The sequence below is a fragment of the Pedobacter sp. NJ-S-72 genome, from assembly GCF_053890575.1.
In genome coordinates this window covers 443,239-462,353 of the sequence record NZ_CM132681.1, presented here as the reverse complement: position 1 = coordinate 462,353, position 19,115 = coordinate 443,239, and the positions used below count along the sequence as shown (strand labels likewise).

Annotated in this window: 25 protein-coding genes and 1 pseudogene; 11 read left to right on the top strand and 15 right to left on the bottom strand. The window is 39.0% G+C overall.

Annotated elements, in window-relative coordinates:
- Nucleotides 1–200: 200 nt before the first annotated feature.
- From ACWYN3_RS03195 to ACWYN3_RS03170, 6 genes are read left to right on the top strand one after another with little or no spacing between them, the layout of a single operon-like run.
- Nucleotides 201–2,387, top strand: a complete 2,187-nt coding sequence (locus ACWYN3_RS03195; RefSeq protein ID WP_456219833.1) for a SusC/RagA family TonB-linked outer membrane protein — start codon at nt 201–203, stop codon at nt 2,385–2,387.
- A 52-nt stretch (nt 2,388–2,439) separates the two neighbouring features.
- Nucleotides 2,440–2,628 (top strand): hypothetical protein, encoded by a 189-nt coding sequence (locus ACWYN3_RS03190; protein ID WP_456219832.1) that lies wholly within the window; start codon nt 2,440–2,442, stop codon nt 2,626–2,628.
- Between the two features lie 56 nt (nt 2,629–2,684).
- Nucleotides 2,685–3,230: a hypothetical protein gene (locus ACWYN3_RS03185; protein ID WP_456219831.1), complete on the top strand. Its 546-nt coding sequence runs from the start codon at nt 2,685–2,687 to the stop codon at nt 3,228–3,230.
- A 7-nt stretch (nt 3,231–3,237) separates the two neighbouring features.
- Nucleotides 3,238–3,642 carry a hypothetical protein gene (locus ACWYN3_RS03180; protein WP_456219830.1) on the top strand — a complete coding sequence of 135 codons (405 nt, stop codon included), beginning with the start codon at nt 3,238–3,240 and terminating at the stop codon, nt 3,640–3,642.
- Entirely contained in the window at nt 3,629–4,132 is a 504-nt protein-coding gene (locus tag ACWYN3_RS03175; protein ID WP_456219829.1) for a RagB/SusD family nutrient uptake outer membrane protein, read from the top strand. The genes ACWYN3_RS03180 and ACWYN3_RS03175 overlap by 14 nt, the downstream gene beginning before the upstream one ends.
- Nucleotides 4,102–4,794 (top strand): RagB/SusD family nutrient uptake outer membrane protein, encoded by a 693-nt coding sequence (locus tag ACWYN3_RS03170; RefSeq protein ID WP_456219828.1) that lies wholly within the window; start codon nt 4,102–4,104, stop codon nt 4,792–4,794. Before ACWYN3_RS03175 ends, ACWYN3_RS03170 begins: the two co-directional genes overlap by 31 nt.
- Before the next feature lie 182 nt (nt 4,795–4,976).
- Here the strand turns inward: ACWYN3_RS03170 and ACWYN3_RS03165 are convergent, their stop codons facing one another.
- From ACWYN3_RS03165 to ACWYN3_RS03140, 6 genes and pseudogenes are all read right to left on the bottom strand, one after another.
- Nucleotides 4,977–5,375 (bottom strand): fibronectin type III-like domain-contianing protein, encoded by a 399-nt coding sequence (locus ACWYN3_RS03165; RefSeq protein WP_456222865.1) that lies wholly within the window; start codon nt 5,373–5,375, stop codon nt 4,977–4,979.
- 30 nt (nt 5,376–5,405) lie between these two features.
- Nucleotides 5,406–7,175: pseudogene (locus ACWYN3_RS03160) on the bottom strand (glycoside hydrolase family 3 protein); the annotation flags it as partial.
- A gap of 291 nt (nt 7,176–7,466) precedes the next feature.
- Nucleotides 7,467–8,885 carry an alpha-L-fucosidase gene (locus ACWYN3_RS03155; protein WP_456219827.1) on the bottom strand — a complete coding sequence of 473 codons (1,419 nt, stop codon included), beginning with the start codon at nt 8,883–8,885 and terminating at the stop codon, nt 7,467–7,469.
- A gap of 194 nt (nt 8,886–9,079) precedes the next feature.
- Nucleotides 9,080–10,786 carry an alpha-L-fucosidase gene (locus ACWYN3_RS03150; protein ID WP_456219826.1) on the bottom strand — a complete coding sequence of 569 codons (1,707 nt, stop codon included), beginning with the start codon at nt 10,784–10,786 and terminating at the stop codon, nt 9,080–9,082.
- 136 nt (nt 10,787–10,922) lie between these two features.
- Entirely contained in the window at nt 10,923–11,087 is a 165-nt protein-coding gene (locus ACWYN3_RS03145; protein WP_456222864.1) for a helix-turn-helix domain-containing protein, read from the bottom strand.
- Nucleotides 11,088–11,092: 5 nt separating this feature from the next.
- Complete coding sequence (locus ACWYN3_RS03140; RefSeq protein ID WP_456219825.1) at nt 11,093–11,791, bottom strand: cupin domain-containing protein; 699 nt, start codon at nt 11,789–11,791, stop codon at nt 11,093–11,095.
- 313 nt (nt 11,792–12,104) lie between these two features.
- Here ACWYN3_RS03140 and ACWYN3_RS03135 point away from each other — a divergent pair, with 313 nt between their 5' ends.
- Nucleotides 12,105–12,662 carry a hypothetical protein gene (locus ACWYN3_RS03135; protein ID WP_456219824.1) on the top strand — a complete coding sequence of 186 codons (558 nt, stop codon included), beginning with the start codon at nt 12,105–12,107 and terminating at the stop codon, nt 12,660–12,662.
- Nucleotides 12,617–12,928, top strand: coding sequence for a helix-turn-helix domain-containing protein (locus ACWYN3_RS03130; protein WP_456222863.1), 312 nt, complete (start codon nt 12,617–12,619; stop codon nt 12,926–12,928). The genes ACWYN3_RS03135 and ACWYN3_RS03130 overlap by 46 nt, the downstream gene beginning before the upstream one ends.
- A 217-nt stretch (nt 12,929–13,145) precedes the next feature.
- Here ACWYN3_RS03130 and ACWYN3_RS03125 read toward each other — a convergent pair whose 3' ends face one another.
- The 5 genes from ACWYN3_RS03125 to ACWYN3_RS03105 all read right to left on the bottom strand — a co-directional run bounded on the left by ACWYN3_RS03125 (nt 13,146) and on the right by ACWYN3_RS03105 (nt 15,605).
- Entirely contained in the window at nt 13,146–13,598 is a 453-nt protein-coding gene (locus ACWYN3_RS03125) for a 3-keto-disaccharide hydrolase (RefSeq protein ID WP_456222862.1), read from the bottom strand.
- Between the two features lie 14 nt (nt 13,599–13,612).
- Nucleotides 13,613–14,119 carry a hypothetical protein gene (locus ACWYN3_RS03120; protein WP_456219823.1) on the bottom strand — a complete coding sequence of 169 codons (507 nt, stop codon included), beginning with the start codon at nt 14,117–14,119 and terminating at the stop codon, nt 13,613–13,615.
- A gap of 46 nt (nt 14,120–14,165) precedes the next feature.
- Nucleotides 14,166–14,612 carry a MauE/DoxX family redox-associated membrane protein gene (locus ACWYN3_RS03115; protein WP_456219822.1) on the bottom strand — a complete coding sequence of 149 codons (447 nt, stop codon included), beginning with the start codon at nt 14,610–14,612 and terminating at the stop codon, nt 14,166–14,168.
- Nucleotides 14,613–14,693: 81 nt separating this feature from the next.
- Nucleotides 14,694–15,071 carry a VOC family protein gene (locus ACWYN3_RS03110; RefSeq protein ID WP_456219821.1) on the bottom strand — a complete coding sequence of 126 codons (378 nt, stop codon included), beginning with the start codon at nt 15,069–15,071 and terminating at the stop codon, nt 14,694–14,696.
- A gap of 54 nt (nt 15,072–15,125) precedes the next feature.
- On the bottom strand, nt 15,126–15,605 hold the full coding sequence (locus ACWYN3_RS03105) for a protease (protein WP_456219820.1): 480 nt from the start codon (nt 15,603–15,605) through the stop codon (nt 15,126–15,128).
- 307 nt (nt 15,606–15,912) lie between these two features.
- Between ACWYN3_RS03105 and ACWYN3_RS03100 the strand changes: the two genes are divergently transcribed.
- The 3 genes from ACWYN3_RS03100 (at nt 15,913) to ACWYN3_RS03090 (ending at nt 17,319) form a co-directional block, all read left to right on the top strand.
- Nucleotides 15,913–16,248 carry a hypothetical protein gene (locus ACWYN3_RS03100; protein ID WP_456219819.1) on the top strand — a complete coding sequence of 112 codons (336 nt, stop codon included), beginning with the start codon at nt 15,913–15,915 and terminating at the stop codon, nt 16,246–16,248.
- Nucleotides 16,191–16,658 (top strand): glycosyl hydrolase family 18 protein, encoded by a 468-nt coding sequence (locus ACWYN3_RS03095; protein ID WP_456219818.1) that lies wholly within the window; start codon nt 16,191–16,193, stop codon nt 16,656–16,658. The genes ACWYN3_RS03100 and ACWYN3_RS03095 overlap by 58 nt, the downstream gene beginning before the upstream one ends.
- A 175-nt stretch (nt 16,659–16,833) precedes the next feature.
- Entirely contained in the window at nt 16,834–17,319 is a 486-nt protein-coding gene (locus ACWYN3_RS03090) for a hypothetical protein (protein ID WP_456219817.1), read from the top strand.
- 80 nt (nt 17,320–17,399) lie between these two features.
- On the opposite strand, the gene ACWYN3_RS03085 is transcribed toward ACWYN3_RS03090, so the two are convergent.
- The 4 genes from ACWYN3_RS03085 to ACWYN3_RS03070 are packed head-to-tail and all read right to left on the bottom strand — an operon-like array spanning nt 17,400 to nt 19,095.
- Entirely contained in the window at nt 17,400–17,606 is a 207-nt protein-coding gene (locus ACWYN3_RS03085; RefSeq protein ID WP_456219816.1) for a hypothetical protein, read from the bottom strand.
- On the bottom strand, nt 17,603–18,220 hold the full coding sequence (locus tag ACWYN3_RS03080) for a DUF4249 family protein (RefSeq protein WP_456219815.1): 618 nt from the start codon (nt 18,218–18,220) through the stop codon (nt 17,603–17,605). The genes ACWYN3_RS03085 and ACWYN3_RS03080 overlap by 4 nt, the downstream gene beginning before the upstream one ends.
- A 4-nt stretch (nt 18,221–18,224) precedes the next feature.
- On the bottom strand, nt 18,225–18,647 hold the full coding sequence (locus ACWYN3_RS03075; protein ID WP_456219814.1) for a hypothetical protein: 423 nt from the start codon (nt 18,645–18,647) through the stop codon (nt 18,225–18,227).
- A complete protein-coding gene (locus tag ACWYN3_RS03070) occupies nt 18,640–19,095 on the bottom strand; it encodes a TonB-dependent receptor plug domain-containing protein (protein ID WP_456219813.1) in 456 nt (151 codons plus the stop codon). The genes ACWYN3_RS03075 and ACWYN3_RS03070 overlap by 8 nt, the downstream gene beginning before the upstream one ends.
- Nucleotides 19,096–19,115 lie beyond the last annotated feature (20 nt).

The following is a 19,115-nucleotide window of genomic DNA, read 5'->3' as shown; positions in this document are numbered from 1 at the left end:
TCATTCGCTTGATTATTCAAATCAAATTCTTAACACCTTGTATTCAATTAATTATTAAATAATAGTAGGACACGGTTATTTAATAACTGATATCAACTAACCAAACCAAATATATTTCTTTAAACATGAAAAAATGTTTTTTTATTCATTCAGCAGCTGATTTGTTAAAAAAATATAAGAAGCAGGTTCATTACGCTGTAATGCTAACCTTACTTATAATTTTAAGCAATCCTGTTTTAGCCCAAAGCGGTCTCACGATTAGTGGCATGGTGAGGGAAAGTTCCGGTCAGCCCTTACCCGGAACTGGTATAAAAATTAAAGGCACTTCGATAGGAACCGTAACAGATGGTAACGGTAAATATGTGATTAAAGTGCCGGATAAAACCGCTGTACTCGTGTTCTCTTCTATTGGCTTTCTGACTACTGAAGAGATAACCGGAAACCGTAAGGTTATTAACGTGACTTTATCCAGTAAACAAAATGATCTGGAAACCGTAGTGGTGGTAGGTTACGGCACTCAAAAGAAAGCGAACCTGACCGGAGCTATTGCGACGGTAACCGGTGCAGATCTGAATAAAAGGGTCGCCACCAATCCTACGCAATTATTACAGGGTAAGCTCCCGGGTTTATCAGTAACACAGGCATCGGGCGAAGCTGGTAATGAAGGCAATGTACTTAGAATACGCGGATTAGGAACGTATAGTGGTGCTGGAACAGAGCCACTGGTTATTGTAGATGGTATTCCTGGAAATTTAACGGCTTTAAATCCCGAAAATATTGCAAGTGTGACGGTCTTAAAAGATGCAGCATCAGCGTCGATTTATGGTTCCCGTGCAGCGAATGGGGTTATTCTGGTGACGACTAAACAAGGGAAAGCAGGAAAAATGGAGATCTCTTATAGCTACAACCTGGGCATTACCAAGGCAAGCAGCCTGCCAGATCTGGTTTACAATTCGGCACAATACATGCAAATGTATAACCAGGCAGCTAATAACTCTGGCGCTCCCCTGACTAACAGGTTTACGCAGGCACAAATTGATGCATATGCTAATAGTACCGATAAAAACCTTTATCCTAACTATAACTGGCTTGATGCTGTCTTAAGAACGGTCAACGCACAAACGCATAATCTTAATTTGAGTGGTGGAAATGAAAACACGACTTATAATGTTGGATTAGGGATCGTGAACCAACCGGATATTATGAAGGGTTTTGAGTATAAAAAGTATAACCTGCAATTTAATATCAATAGTAAGATCAACCGCAATATTAATTTTGGAGCAAGCTTTACTATGAATTATGGGAAAAGAACTTATCCAAGACAAGGTAGTCAGGATCTTTTTATAGCCACTCTTGCCCAGTCTCCTCTGTATGGACCAGTATTACCTGATGGAAGCGGAAGGTATACTGCGGTTGCCTATCCTTTCCAGCTCACGAACAAGAATCCAATTGCGGTTGCTGAAAATGCACTGGCTTCTACAAATGATTACTACATGCAGGGTAACTTATTTGTTGATGTAAAACTGATAGAAGGTTTACAATGGAAAACAAGTGTGGGTACAAATTTCGATTTTAAAAAGACTTATGATTATAAACCGGTTATCAATCAGTATTTGTGGAATGCTGGTCCTAATGATGCACCATTCAGAGTATTGGATGTTGGCGGGCAAGGCTTACAGGTAACTGATGATAATTATATTTATCCTATTGGTTATAGTCAGCTGACTTATAACAAAAAGATAGGTGACCACTCATTTACGGTTTTAGGTGGTACACAGGCAGAATATTATAAGATACAATCGCTTTCGGCTTCCCGCGTAGTTTTTCCAAACAACTCTGTACAGGAAATTGATGCTGGTGGTACCGGATCACAGTTAAATGGCGGGAAAGCATCGGAATGGGCAATTAACTCCTTCTACGGCAGGTTAAATTACGACTACAAGGGTAAGTACCTGGTAGAAGGTAATTTAAGATCGGATGGTTCATCCCGCTTTAATGAGCGTAATAAATGGGGTCTTTTTCCTTCGGTGTCTGTTGGTTACCGGATTTCGCAGGAGAATTTCTTCAAAAGTTTATTGCCTGTAATTTCAGATATGAAACTGCGTGCTTCTATAGGGAAACTGGGCAATCAGAATATTGGTTATTATCCATATCAGGATGTATATGCTACTGGTTTTTCTTATCCGTTTACCAGTAATTTGACGGATGGTGTCCGCAAAACCAGCCTGACAGATCCAAATATAAAATGGGAAACGACCAAAATTATAAATTTAGGTATGGATCTTTCATTTTTTAATAATAAGCTGAATGTGTCTGCTGATTATTATAATAAAAACTACGAGCGATATTTTAGGAGAGGCACCGCTTCCTGGTTATATTGGTTATAAACCTCCTATTATTAATAACGGGACAATTCAAAACCGTGGAATCGAGTTATCTGTGCAGTACAGAAATAAAATCGGACAGGTGGGTTATTCAGTTAGCGCAAATCTACAGGCAAACCGTAATAAATTGATTGATTATAGCGCAACGACAATCAATGCGACTACTATTGAAAAAGTGGGTTTACCATTTGGCAGTTTTTATCTGTATGAATTTGATAAAATATTCCAGTCTGCGGCGAAATAGCAGCTTCGCCTAAACAGCCTTACAACCCGGTTCCGGGTACATTTAAATATAAAGATTTGAATGGAGATGGTAAGATTGATGAAAATGATCGCACCGTGGTATCGGGTATTTTCCCTAAGTATGATTATTCAATGACGATCAATCTGGACTATAAAAACTTCGATCTTACTGTGTTTTTTTATGGGTCTCAGGGACAAAAACAATATGTAAATGGATGGGGTTTCCAGCCGTTTAACCAGGGTTCTGTACCTACAAAAGACTGGGCAGATGCATGGACACCAGAAAATCCAAGTACAACCATGCCGCTTATTTATCTTACAGGAACAGGGAATGTAAGTCAGAACCTGACTACGGTGTCTACTTATTATTTAAAGGATGCTTCATTTCTGCGGATTAAAAACATCCAGTTAGGTTATAATTTACCGGCTAAATGGGCTAAACATGTAAACATGAGTGCTTTTAGAATCTATTTTGCAGGTGAGAACCTGTTTACATTTACCAAATTCCCCGGGCTTGATCCTGAACGTGTTGCCACGAATATACGTTACCTGACCCACCCTCAGAACAAGATTTACAATTTTGGAGTAAGAGCTACATTTTAATTAATTGATGATGAAAAAATTTATATCCTATATTATTATTGTTAGCACAGGACTGCTTTTTACTTCTTGTAAAAAGTCGTTTCTGGATAAAAACCCGCTGACACAGGTTTCTCAGAGCACTTTCTGGAAAACACAGAGTGATGCCGACCTGGCATTGGCAGCATGTTACAACTTTTTATGCCGCGGTAATAATGCAACTGGGGTAAGTGCTGCCGGTGGTGGCTGGGGCGGCGGTTATATGTTCTGGGAAACCTTAACTGATAATGGTTATACGGTATCTACCGCAGGTAATTTCGCGACCATATCAACTGGTAATATTGAGCCTACTATTGGCGGCATACAGTCTGACGCTTATAACTTTAGCTACCAGGCTATTGCGGCTTGCAAACTTACTTTTGGTGAAAATCAATGAGATCCCTTTAAGCGAGACTGTACGTAATCAATATGTTGCTGAAGCTAAGTTTATCAGAGCTTATCATTATTTCTTACTGACCCAGTTATACGGAGATTGTGTCCTGACGTTAAAACCACTTGGTTTTGACGAGGCAAGTACGAAACTGCCAAGGTCACCAAAAAAATTAGTGGTGGATTCTATATTAGCGGATCTGGATTTCTCTGCGGCTAAATTACCAAATACTGGTTACACTGGTCATGCTGTACGTGGAACTGCACTCGCGTACAAAGCAAAAGTATTGCTGACTAACGGGCGTTTTCAGGAAGCGGCTGATGCTGCGAAATTGGTGATGACAGAGAACAAATTTAGTTTAGCCGCTACGTATAGCAGTTTATTTTTGAAGCCGGGGCAAAACTCAAATCCTGAGATCATGTTTTCGGCACGTTACGCACCTCCTGCTTTTTATAGCCCGCAGGATTGGTTGTTTTTTTATCTCTCAATAATGTAAATGTGCTCAATTACCTGGTGAATGATTATGAATGTACAGATGGTTTATCTATTCAGACATCTCCACTGTATAATGTAGCAAAACCATATTTGAACAGGGATGCAAGATTGAAAATGACTGTAATTGTGCCAGGAGACTGGAGAGGAACTACGGCATCAACAGCGTTTGATCCTGCTGCTACAGCTGTAGCAAGTGGTTTTCTTCCACGAAAAGGTATTGACCCAACCCGTTTTCCTACTAATTATGCCACACAAAGTGATCAGGATTGGGTGTTAATGCGTTATGCAGAAGTTTTGTTAATCTACGCAGAAGCTCAAAATGAAATTTCGGGGCCTGATCCGAGTGTTTATAATGCGATTAATCTGGTAAGAACCAGGGCGACGGTAAATATGCCTGGGATACCTGCCGGGCTTTCGGCACCTGAAATGCGTACTAAGATCCGCCATGAGCGACGTATTGAATTTGCGCTGGAAGGACAACGTTTCTTTGATGATCTTAAAAGATGGCGAACAGACAGGACATTAATACCTACGATTAAAGATCCGAATAATGCGTTTAGAACGTTTCCGGCAAGAGATACGATCTGGCCTGTTCCACAAGCGGAAATTGAGATTGCAAGGAGTTTGAACAATACCGGGTTTAAACAGAATCCGGGGTATTAATCTGGTTGAGCAATTTTAAGATTGCACAAACACCCTGCATGATAAGTTCAACTGTTTGTGATCCGTCAGGGATTTATGTTGGAAGGGGGTTGGAAGGGGTAATCGCCCTTCCAACCCCCTTCCAACATAAATCCCTGACGCTTCTTAACCTCTTTCTCTATTTATTCATGATCATGTTTATTTTAAAACGTGGAAGCTGTTATTGTAAATTCCTTTTTTAAACGAATATCTTCCGATGAATTCCCTATCATGACCTGGAACTTACCGGGTTCAACAACCCATTTCATATCCTTATCGAGCAAAGCCAGATCACCAGGATGCAGAAAAAATTGTACTGTCTTTTCTTCTCCTGGTTGAAGTGAAACACGTTCAAATCCTCTTAAAACAGATTCATAGGTAGTGACACTGCTTAATTCATCTTTCAGATAGAGCTGTACGACCTGATCGCCTTTTCTATCTCCTGTATTTTTGACTTTAACTGAGACATTAATATTACCCTGAGCTTCTGATTGAACTGGGGAAACTTCCAGATCTGTGAATTGAAATGTAGTATAACTTAATCCATAACCAAAAGGATACAATGCACCTAAAACGGTAGTCTTACCATAACCATTTGGCTCTTCTTTATTACTCTGTCCTGCTTGCGAAGCTGGTTTAAAAGGAAAATTAAACTCTATCTGACCAATTGATTTCGGAAATGTCATGGATAATTTTCCACCCGGATTATATTCACCGAATAAGGTTTCTGCAACGGCCTTACCTGCAGATGGACTAAGGAACCCTGCCTGAAGTATGGCAGACAGGTACCTGTTTTCCCAATTGATGGATGGTTAAAGTCTTCCATTGACCATGACCATGACTACTGGTTTTCCGGTAGCATAAAGCGCCTGAAGGAGTTGAAGCTGTCTGCCGGGCAGCCCAAGACCGGTTCTGGATTTACTTTCTCCTACCTGGGCATCGGTTTCACCAACTACAGCGATCACTACGTCTGCATCTTTAGCAGCAGCAACTGCCTGGTCTATGGACAGCTGTTCTTCATTGGTTAAGGGTGTTGGGATAATTTCGCTTTCAGGCCACGTGGCATCAATAACATCGCATCCTTTGACATAATTAACCTTAATCCCATGACCTGCACCCCCAGCTTTATCATTTGATACATAAGATTGAATACCTTCCAGTATCGTGGTAACCGGGTTATTAGATGGGCCGTACCTGCTGGTTGTATAATTTGTTTCAGTAGCCAGTGGCCCGGTGATCAATATATTTTTCAGTTTACTTATAGCTAATGGCAAAGTGTTTTTCCCGTTCTTGAGCAATACTAAAGATTCTCTGTTAAGCTGCATTGCAAATTCTTCATCTGCTTTGGTATGTACAATCCTGTCAGCTAATAATGGGTCTTTGACATAAGGTTCATCAAATAAGCCCAGTTTAAACTTCACACGCAGCACATCAGCCACGCGCTGGTCTAATGTTGCCATAGAGACTGTACCTTCGTTCACAAGCTCACGTAATGGCAGGATATACTTATCCGGCATATTGAAATTGGTATAGACATTTAAGCCTGCTTCAATCGCCTGTTTTACTGCTCCTTTCATATTTTCAGCCACATGATGTTTGCTGAAAATAAATTCAACCGCTTCGCTGTCAGAAACGACATATCCGTTAAATCCGAATTGCTTTCTGAGTAAGTCTGTCAGAAAATAAGAACTGCCTGTTACTGGTACACCATCCCAGTCATTATAACTGCTCATAATTCCCATAGGATGAGCTTCCTGGATCACTCTTTTGAAAGGATACAGGAATAACTGATGCAATTCGCGCGGTGCAACATGCGGGTCTGTACGTGCATTACCATCACGGCCGCCTTTTGGAACACTGTAAACAGCATAGTGTTTCAATGTGGCCGCAGCACCGTGATCCTGTATGCCAAGGGTCATCTGTTTGCCCAATTCTGCAATCAAAAAAGGATCTTCGGCATAACACTCCACTACTCTACCCCATCTCTGATCACGCGCAACATCTAAAATAGGTGCATAGACATTGGTATAACCTAATGCTCTGGCTTCCCTGCCAACGATGCTTCCTGCCTGGTAAACTAATTTCTTATTCCAGGTACAGCCAATATTAATTGGTGCGGGAAGCGGCGTCGCCCGATCATGGCAAAGTCCATGAATTGCTTCATTGGTGAAATCTACAGGTATCCCCAGCCGGGTTTCTTCAACAAACCACTTTTGTACGGTATTAATCGCATTTGCATGTTTGCTAAAGGGAAAGGAATATTCGGTCTGCGCTTTTTTATTATAAGCCAGACCGTTTAATTCCTCGTCAATATTTGCAATACCGTCTTTCCAGATCTCGTTTTTCCATCCGGCGGCAGGCATCTCATCTTTTAAAACACGTCCATAACCATATAAAGTTGCTGTCTGACAAGTTTTCTCATTCAGAGTCATAAGGGCAAGCAAATCATTTACTCTAACCTCAACGGGTTTGGATGGATCTTCAAAGACATCCATTTTTCCGTTTTTATTAAAGTCTACCCACCCTTTATGATAAATATTTTTGGACTGAGAAAAGGAAACCTGAGTAGTTACCAGAATGATTATTGTACTTATCAGATATTCCTTTTTCATGTTTTATATTCTGTTAACGGATCTTTTACAAAATCCTTTTTTTTAATCCAATGCTCCGGATTTCATGTGCTCACCTTTATACTCCTTCAAATCAATTTTACCTTTAATTTTAACTTTAATAACCGATGCAATTGAATCCGGGGCAGAAGCAGGAAGGGTAATCACAGAATTTGCAAATTTCAGCGTGCTTCCGTCAGCTAATAAAGTTGCCGATTTTATCTTATTATTCAGCCCCGTAACCTCTATTTTACCATCTGCCGGCCAGTTAAGAACAGTAAGATATAAAATAGTTTCATTCCCATTCTCCTTAGCGGTTATCCTGCCCCAGTTTACGTCTTCCAGAGGATTCCCTTTTGTAGCATAAATAGCTTCGCCATTCACTTTCATCCATTTCCCGATTTCATCTAATCTCTGAATGCTCTCCTGAGGGAAAGTACCATCAGGTTTTGGCCCGACATTAAGCAGATAATTACCTCCTTTTGAAGCAATGTCAACCAGATTTTTAATCAATACGGCCGTACTTTTCCAATTGGTGTCTTTAGTTCTGTAACCCCAGGTTCCATTCATGGTCATACAGGTTTCCCAGTCTTTACCATCCAGCTCTTTTCTATCTGGTATTTTTTGTTCCGGTGTTTTTGTGTCTCCAGGAAAATCAGGTCTTTTTAAACGATCATTCGTAATAATACCTGGTTGTAATTTTAATAACGCCTGTAATTTTGAAGCGGCCTGATCTGTCATATTAGTTGGTGTATCCCACCATAAAACAGCAATATCACCATAATTGGTTAATAGCTCTTTGACCTGAGGCACAGAAACCTGATCGATATACTGATCAAATGTTGCTGTTTCCTGTGCAGGGTCCCAGTGTCCGTTATGAGCCAGTGTATAGGCATCAATTTTAGTTGAATCTGGATTCGCCCAACCTTCTCTCATTGGCTTTCTTGCCGCAGCACCTCCCGGATTATTCCAATCCTGAGCATGAGAATAATAGAAACCCAGTTTTACGCCATATTTCTTACAGGCATCAGCCAGTGGCTTTAATAAATCTTTCCCATAAGGAGTTGCATCAGCAATGTTCCATTTACTGGCTTTAGATTTAAAAAGTGCAAATCCATCATGGTGCTTAGCTGTGATCACGATGTATTTCATCCCTGCATCTTTAGCCATTTTCACCCATAAATCAGGATCATAACTTTGAGGATTTAATTCTTTGGCTTTCGCCTGATATTCAGCTACTGGAATTTTAGAACGGTTCATGATCCATTCAGCTCCTCCTCTGCCTTGTTCATGTCCATGGTAGACTCCTGCCCACTGCGCATACACGCCCCAGTGAATAAACATACCAAAACGGGCTTCGCGCCACCATTTCATTCTTTCTTCTTTGGAGTTTTGCTGAGCCTGAGCAGAAACTAGCTGGCTGCATGCGAGAAGGATAAATAATAAAGAACAGATTTTTTTCATAATTATATTCGGTTAGGCAATAGGATTAATTCATAGGTATCAACTGAACTTCGAGCAATTTCATCAGTTCAGATTTTGGAACTGTTAAAGGTGTTAATGTCAGGTTGTGTAGTCCGGAATCAAGTTTCACCAACCCTATTTCTTCTGTTACCGGATCATTGGAAGAAGAGGTGTTTTTTGTAAACAGGTTGTTTTCAATCTTTAAAGTATACTGGCCACCGTTGTATCCCGTGGAGATGTATTTTGATTAAGATCTTAAAGATATTGGATTTTGTTGTGCGGAATTTCCAGCCAATCTTCTGAGCTGATGATTTCCAGCCGGTTATATAATACTTATCTGTTTTACCATCTCCAAATTTCAGATTTGGGTCTTTATAATCTGCATCAAAAGCAAGCAGCCTGGTTATTAACCCACCTCCTGAAGCAACCAGCCTCGTTGAATCTATTTCCAGCTTTCCTTTGACTGGTAAAACGATGACTGTATTCAGTGAATCAGGCATTTTATCTGGCAGGCTAAATACAATTTCTGACCCTCGCTGTTTTCTTGTAATTGCTTTCTTTGAAGGATCGTTAAGAAAATAAGGATCACCTGTTTTATTGCGTATACCTCCTAAAGATAAATGCCCGTTTGATGGCCAGTTAAAAACATGTAAATAGATTTTATCTTTACCCAGCGTAGTTACTCCCCAGCTCTGTAGGGGTAAAGGAGTTTTCCCTGCCTGGTAAATACTTTCTCCGTTTTTCTTTGTCCAGATTGAAATACCGGTGAGGATTTCCTCGTCTTTAGCATCAAAAGTACCATCGCCTTTAGGGCCTATATTTAATAAAAGGTTTCCGCCGCGGGATACTGCTTTTGCAAGTAATTGTATAAAAAAGCTTACGGACTTATGGCTGTGATCATTTTTAGAATAACCATAAGATTCATTTGTGGTAGGAATAGCTTCCCAGGCTCCTGAAACAGGTGCAAATTCGGCGGGCCTGTCTCCTGTATTGATATAATCTCCAAAGTTCATCATGCCATTTCTGGCTAATCTGCCATTGACTACTACATTAGGATCTGCTTTTCGTATCGCCTCCAATATGCGCAGGTTTTCTGAAAAAGGAAGTTTATGAGGGGTATCAAACCATAAGATATCAGGATGGTATCTTTTTATAAGTTCCAGAATTTGGGGGATTGCCTTTTCATCTACGTATTTAATTGCTTTTCGCAGCCAGTCAGGATGCTGGTCGTACCAGTTTGAACCTCCAATTTGTTGATCTCCTCCAGGATTCTGATACTCCCAGTCGTTACCAGGGGCATTTGGATCTTCCCAATCAAAAGCATGAGAATAATAAAAGCCAAATTTCAACCCTTGTTTCTTAGCTGCAACAGCCAGTTCAGCAAGAGGGTCTCTTTGAAAAAGGGTTTGTTTTACAATGTTAAAATCAGACACGGCCGATGGGTACATGGCAAAACCATCATGATGTTTAGCAGTGATAATGAAATAGTTCATACCCGCACTCTTAGCGGCTGAGATCCATTGATCAGCATTAAATAATTCAGGATTAAAATCTTTGGCCAGTTTCAGATAAGCTGCTTTTGAAACCTTTTCTTTCCGCATTAAGTGTTCTGAATAACCTTCAACATGCTTTCCCTGCCATTCACCACCTGCGAGCGAATAAACTCCCCAGTGCACAAACATGCCGAATTTTGCATCCCGCCACCATTGAATTCTCTGGTCATGAGTTATCATTGAGGTTTTCCACCACCCATTTATGGCTTTGTCAATCACTTGCTGATCTCTTGCCTGAGCTTTATTGAACATATCCTTGTCTTCATCGCCTGCTGTTTGTGATTTTGCACTAACAGTTAACAGGAGCATAGAAAAGAAAAATGCCAGATTTAATAAAAAACGCTTCATTGTTTGACTATTGATTGTAACAGCAAGTAAGTCATAAAACGTTTTATTTTCGCTCTCCTGTTTAGCATATGATTCAGCTTTTTTGGCAAGAACCGTTTATGTTTGACAAGAACCAGATTTCCTGGTCAAACAGGTTCTAAGATGCCATAAATTCTCTCTGATAACTTAACGGGCTTTTCCCGGTAATCCCTTTAAAGCATTTATGAAAACTGGTAAAATTATTAAACCCGCTTTCATAACAAATCTGCTTGATATTAAGTCTGTTATCAATTAACAGTTTACAAGCCTGGCCTACCTTAATTTCCGTTAAAAACTGAGAATATGTTTTTTGAGTGAATGACTTAAATATCTACAGAAAGAATTGGGGCTAATTCTTGCAACATCTGCTATTTCTTTGAGCTCAATCCTGTTCCTGAAATTAGCGAATGTATAATCATAAATATCTTTGATCCGGTCGTTATTGATTTCCTCTATCTCAGGAGCATATCCAATGGAAGACAAAAATTCCAGCTTATCGCACTTGGCTATTTCCAATAAAGCCTGTATCATGTAAATGATTCTGTCTGTTCCTTCTGTTTTAAGCATGTAACTCAGCATTTCGGCTACGTTATCTTTGTTTTTCCCCGCTATCCTGATTCCACGTTTAGCTTTATCCAGAATATCTTTGATCAGCTTATTTTCAGGCATATTCAGAAAGTATTCCCCCAAAAATTTCTCAGAGAAATGAACTACTTTAACATCAGCATAGTTGTCTGGATTGGTTGCAGTAAAGTCTTCATCAAAACGCCAGTAATGCGGCAGATTAGCACCTACAAGGATCAGATCTCCTGATTGAAATTCACTGATACTATCACCAATAAACTGGGTGCCTTTTCCTTTGATAACATGTATCAGTTCGGCTTCAGGATGATAATGAAACTTATTATTCATACTTGGTTTCAAGTCATGACGTACACTGAAGGACTGAGCAGGACTCTTTGAAATTTTAAGTAATTGTGGTTTCATACGCTCTAAATTTAATCTTGATAATTACAAGGACGACCTCTTAATAACGGACTGGCAACCATCTTTTTTCCTGAAAGAATTGTGAAAAAACTTTTCAGAATCAAACAGCTAAACAATTCCTTAAGGGTGTTAAATTTTATTTTTGTTTATATTCGGTTTCTAAAGTTGGGAAACTTATTTCCAATCCTGTTGTATGATTTGCTCAAAATTATGTACGAAACAAACATTGTATGGCAAGGAAGTTAAGTGAAGAGATTAAAATAGACCCGTCAGCTGTACATCAGAACTTCAAAGAACTCAGTATAAAATTATTGTGCTGCCGCTACTGGATTTTAGAGAATGGGAATGCGACGACCTTAAAGTGCCTTTTTGGAGGTTCTATCATAATTCACTGGGTGGCTCAACAATTAAATTTAAGGACAATACAATTCCGTTGAGTAATGAAAATATTCTGATCATTCCTCCTAACACTTCTTTTTCATCACAACTAAGACGAAATTTCAAGCATGAAGATGAATCAATCCTGGGTAGAAAATTTATTGAAACTGATGACCTGACAACTTTAAAATCAAAAGGCAAAGTAGATCATTTTTTCATACACTTCTCATTGGGCTATCCTTTGGATTTCATTAACAATCACATTTATGAAATCAAGCTTAATGAGGCTGTAAACCAGTTATTAGATGAGATCAAGATTTCTTGTATAACCGATACGGTTACCTGTATGAAAGAGAGTCTTCGTGTAAAACAACTCATTGCGGTTTGTTTACTGGATCTGCCGGATGATATTTGGGAGGCTGGTAATATTGATCACCGTATTTTAAAATCAAAATCATCAAATTTATTGAGGGTAACTTCAAGAAGAAAATAACGAACGAACAACTTGCTGATGCGGCTAACATGGCGATAAATTCTTTTGCCAGGCTGTTTAAAATGAGTACAAAAATAGCCACACAGCAATATATTCTGAAATTAAGAGTCGAGGCTGCCTGCAATTTAATGCACCACAGCAATATATCACTTGATGAAATTTCTTATGAATGCGGTTTTTCTGATCGGCATCATTTTTCTAAGATCTTCAAGAAAATCATGAAGGTTAACCCTTCTGATTATAAGAAACAATTAAAAATGGTTTAAATATATATTAATTTTATCTTAGCAGAAAATTAGATTACCTCTCAAAGAAATAGAAAAGCAATTATGGAAATCATCGTTAATTCTTATTTCCTGCTACTAGCGGACACCATAAGCATAATTTTATTTTTTATTATTTTGCAATGGATAGTAAGGCTAATATACAGATCCTTAAAAAAACCAGCCGGATAACCTAATCCCCATCCGGCTATTCAAAGCTTTATTTTATTGGTGTAATCACAATTTTTCTAAACTCAATTGGCCCATGATCTCCCTGGAAATAAATTGGGCCTGCTTCTGCCTCGTTACTATTCAATGCACCTCCGGTAATTCCCGGAATTTCCTGATTACTGATGACAGTTTTACCATTTGCAACGACGGTAACCATTCTGCCAATCAGGGTAATATCATAAACCTGCCATTGATCTGGTCCTAAGGCAGCGATTTCACTTGGGGTCAGGAATCCATAGATCCCACTAAACAAAACACTTGAAGGATGTGCTTCTTTAGGGCTGTCTTCAATTTGTACTTCATAACGCCCTCTCAAATACACACCGCTATTACTTCCTTTTTGATATTTAAATTCTACATGGAGTTTAAAGTCCGTAAATTTCTGATCAGAAATTAAATTGGCACCCGAATGCGGGCTTGTTAAAACACCATTTTTAACTATCCATTGATTTTCGCCTAACGCTTTCCATCCGGTAAGTCTTTTCCATTGAACAATTCAACCGGTTTACCCCATGCTACAGCAGCAGTTCTTTTTAGAGAAGGAGCCTTTACTCCTTTCCAACTATGTTTTTTACCTTCACTGGTCAAAAGTGTTCCCTGAATTTCTGTTCCGTTTAATTCACCTTCGATAACCAAATCCTGAGTTCCTTTCTCCCACTGCGGAGGAATAGTAAAACTAAATTTTCCGTCATTGAAATTCACTTTTGCAATGGGACGTGCACTCCCGGACCCACCTACAAAATATCCTGTTAAGGTGCTGTAACCTGAAAGTTTAACTTCTAACCAGGAAGGGACAGACTTCCCGTCTTCATCCATGGTAATATCCCAGCGACCTATTAAATCGTTTGCGGTAAGCTGATACTGAACAGGAACTGGCATAGCAGATGCTGCAGCGGACAATGTATTTACTGATCCAATAATTAACAGACCACCTAAACTTAAAACAAGAAATTTCTTATACATATCTTAGCATTATAATGTTATCAATTTAATTAAGGTAAGATATGATTTATTTCCTTAATCGCCATGCATCAATACTCCAGCTATAACGCTCCTGAACTGCCAGTAAAAAACTTGCCGCACTCAATGTAAAAACGGAATAACCCAGTGGTGATTCAATGCCGAAAGAAAGTGCCATTGCTAGTGCAAAACATAAACCCAGTATGCCACTACCAATAGCCCCTATCCTGGTGAATATACCGAACAGCAACATGAAACCGAAAAGGCCTTCACCAACTGTGGCGGTAAACGCGAGTACCGGAATCCAGTCGGGTGGTAAAAAAGATAGGGTTTCATGCGCATATTTCATAAAATGAGACCAGTCACCCCAACCTACATGCGGTTGTCCGTGAGCACCGAACACACCTAATCTGTCTGCGACTTCCCAAAGATAACTAAACCCAATTGCTACCCGAAGATAGACTCCAAATACTTCTAAAGCTGGTTTTGTGTTCATTAGCATATTTATTTATATGCTAAACTATTACATTTCAGGACTCCTGTTATAGTCCAAAAACAACAAATGAAATAGTCCAGATTATTCTGAATTATGAAGCTCGCAAACAATCTCTATAAGAATATTCTGATGTTTGAAATAGAAACCAAATACCTTTCTGATCTTTTGTGGCTCTTGTTCCAGCAATACCCCCGCGGCTTTAAGTTTTTCGAACATGGAAAGAACCTCTTCTTCATCTTTTAAATAAAATCCAATATGAAAGCTGTCCGGATAAGCATGATTACCATCCTGATTAAGACGCTCATTCATTAATACCAATATAAAACCATTCTCACCTTTTAATACAGATAAGGTGTCATTCAGCTTCAGATCAGTACATTGAAAATTAAGATTGGTTTCAAAGAAGTCACGGGCAGCAGGCACATCTGGTATACTGAGGTTAATGTGATTTAAATTCATCTTATTATGGTTTAGCGTAAACGAAAACGACACTATCTTTAACTACCAGGCCACTCATTCCCCCTGACCTGTATAACTAATACTATACTGAGCAGGTTTTTGAATAGCATATCCTTTTAACAAATCTACATCTATGGAAAGACTGTCACCAGGATTTATCTTTTGATAACTGCTTGCCGGTGGTGGCATCATTCTTTTAGCCATCGCCCCCCTGTAAGCAGCTTCTTCGCCATGTGTATCTTTAATTTCAAGATATTTACTCATTAAAGGCTCAAAAGGAGTATGCCATTTGCAAAACTGTTTTACGCTGTCTGTAGGGTTGTAAACAGTAAATTTCAGTTTTACAGAATCCCCGGCTTTTATACTGCTTTTAATTCTTAATGAAGCAAAAAGCATTTTTGGGGACACTTGTTCTGTTGCTTTTTTCGTTCCAGAATCATCCTTTACGTTAATATTATTTGATGTTCTGGTGTTCGGACTACATGATGCCAGCGACATAACTGTAGCTGTTAATACTAGAAGTTTGTGTTTCATCTGTGTACAATTGATTTTTTACATATAAAAAGTATCTATTTTATCAGCTCCATGTATATTTTTTCTTATTTCATAAATTACAATTTTATTGGTTTTATTGCGAATCAGTATTTTCAGTCATTTTATATAAAAAAGCTGTCTTTATATATAAAAAAAAACCTATAATTAAAGAAAAATTACTTGTATTTCAAGCGTATCATCACATTATCTTACTGTTTTAATAATTTAATTTTAATTAAATTATATTTTGTTTTATACAATTTATGATATTAGTTTTATGTTAAATCCATAACAAAAACCAACTATCATGAAAACAAAAAACAAAAAACAAAAATTAATTCTCATGCCTGCATTATTACTTTTATGTATGGCCTCATGTAAAAAACAAGAAGCGGATTCAGCAATTCCTGACATTGAAATGAATGCTAACAAAACAGGTGTCAGTGCAATTTCTGCTGCTAACTTTAAAGTGATTGGCTATCTACCTTCGTGGGCAGGAGAAGTTAGCCAGGTACAGTTCAGCAAATTAACACATGTGTTAACTATGCCTTCATCATTCCTACTTCTTCTGGTGGCTTTCAACCATTGGAGAACCCATCAAAACTTCAAAGCCTGGTTTCTGCCGCGCACGCTAAGAATGTGAAAGTACTAGTATCAGTTGGAGGATGGAATAATGGAGATGACAGCGCATTTGAATCATTTGCTGCAAGTGCATCTGGACGTACCACTTTCACCAACAATGTAGTCAACCTTGTTAATCAATATAATCTCGATGGGATTGACATTGACTGGGAATATCCTGACGCTGGAAATTCTGGCAATAATTACACTGCCCTAATGCAGCAGCTAAGCACCGCTATGCATAACAAAGGAAAACTGCTTACTGCAGCCGTAGTTTCTTATAATGGCCCGGGTGTTCAGACAGCTGTATTTGCAGCAGTAGACTTTTTAAATATCATGGCTTATGATGAAGGCGGAGCTAACCATTCAACTTATGATTTAGCTGTTCAATCTTTAAACTATTGGAAAGGCAGAGGGGCTTCCGGCAAGTAAAGCTAATTTAGGCGTTCCATTTTATGGTCGTTCTGCAAGCGAATATGTTGACTATAAAACTATATTATCAAGAGGTGGAAGCGCCAATTCTGATTCTTTCAATGGAATAGGGTACAACGGCATACCTACGATTAAAAAGAAAACGAATCTTGCTTTTGATCAGGCTGGCGGTATCATGTTCTGGGAATTATCACAGGATGCTACAGGAGGCAACTCTTTATTAACGGCAATTAACCAGGTAGTTGTTTCCAGAGCAGGTGATCCTGGCACTGGCACCCCTATTCCAATTGGAAGCACGGTAACACTTAAAGGAATTAATGGCAATTATGTCAGCGGTGAGAATGGCACACAAGCAATGACTTGTACTCACCCTGCAGCCTCACCGGTTGAGACATTTACAGTGGTGGATGCTGGAGATGGTAAAATTGCATTGAGAAGCAAGGGCAAATATGTTTCATCAGAAAACGGGACTCAGGCAATTACCTGCAGCCGTGCTGCTGTGAGTGACTGGGAAAAATTTGAATGGGTAGCGAATGCAGATGGAACTGTTTCATTCAGAGGCAATAACGGAAAATATATATCGAGCGAAAACGGAACTCAAGCCATGACTTGTAACCGCGCAGCTATCTCGGGATGGGAGGCTTTCGGTATCAATAAATAATCATAAAACATACCGGTAAACTTTCATTTACCGGTATGTTTTATGATTATTTATTGCATTCCTGAATTGCCATCTAGTAATTATTTAACTAATGCCTTCCTTGAGCTTGAAGTATAAGCACTAAACACCCCTAAAGCATTATTATCAAAATTAGAAGGTGGGTTTGCAGGAGAAACAGGTTGAGTCTCTCCTAAATTCTGTTCCAAACTAAAAAAATATCTATGTACTGCCACATCAACACATTGAAATTCGACTGCTATTGTATCTCCTGGCACCATATCCTTCAAATCGTAAAAAAGTACATCATTAACTTTATTCCCATCCCATCATTAAAGCGGTCATCCGTCGCTGCATCAAACTTCACTATCCCCTTAAACCTGATTATAGAATTATAAAAATTGGGTACCCCCGGTGGGTCATCATAAATCACAGCCACATACTTCTTTTTTTTTCCTGCAATCGTAATGTCTTTGAAAGTCAATAAATTCAAAATAACCTTTTTAGGCATTGTCGAGGAGGCGGTATAGGTTTTACCCTCTATATCCACGGTTAACTTATAAGTAGTCCCTGGTATCCCCTTAAATTTCGGACTGCTGTAGACTCCTGGTGAAACGGCCGTATAATTAACTGAAGTACCGTTGCTTGCAGTTAATACGACCTTAGCACCGCTTATTCCGTTAAATTTATTGGCATCCGTAAAACTATAAGTCTTGGAAATTCTTACCAGCTGATTTTCGTTCAGGTCGTTTACTCCACCATCAATCACAATTACCGGAGCAACGTTATCCAGCTTTAAGTCAATCACCTTTTCACATGCACTAAGCAGGCTTAGAGATAAAAAACCTGTTAACAGTCCTGCCCCCAGTTTAAAATTCCCATGTTTTGTTGAATAATACTTCATAATACTAGAATTTAAAGTTCCAGGTTGCTGAAGGAATAATACCGAATAATGTTGTTCTGACCACCTGTGTTTTAGTGGCGTCATTCGGATCATCCTTAAAATTGATTGCAAAAGCATTCTGGCGGTTGTATAAATTGTAAATTCCAAAAGACCAGCTTGACTGAAATCTCTTACCTGGTTTACCTTCCAGTGTTGCCGAAACATCCAGATGGTGATAAGCCGGAGCACGATAAGCATTTTTCTCTGTATAATAGAAAACAGTTCTTCCATTAACCTGGTATTTGCCGCTTGGATAAGTGACCGCATTTCCTGTATTGTAAACAAAAATTGCAGAAAAAGTCCAGCGGGCGCCAGGCTTATAAATACCAACCAGCGAAAGGTCGTGCGTCCTGTCTTGTTTAGCATAAAACCATTTGCCTTCATTCATTCAGTGTATCAAATTGACGCTCTGTTCTTGAATAGGTGTACCCGATCCAGCCATTAAACTTGCCAAATCTCTTCTTCAGGAATAGCTCAATACCATAAGCCCGTCCATCGCCATAGAGCAAATCGGCCTCCACATTATCTTTTTCACGCAGATCTGTACCACTCCGGTATTCAATCTGATTCTGCATCCATTTATAATAGATTTCTGCTGAGAATTCAAACTGATCGTCATTGAAATTCCGAAAGTACCCTGTTGATACCTGATCAGCAATCTCTGGCTTCACATTATTGCTATTCATAATGTATAAATCTGTTGGAGAGGTAGATGTAGAGTTAGACATCAGGTGGATGTTCTGGGTATTCCTGGTGTAAGCGGCTTTAATGGAACTATTACGATTAAGCTTATAACTTGCTGAAAATCTTGGTTCCAGATTGATATAGCTTTTCACGATATCTTTTGAACCATAAG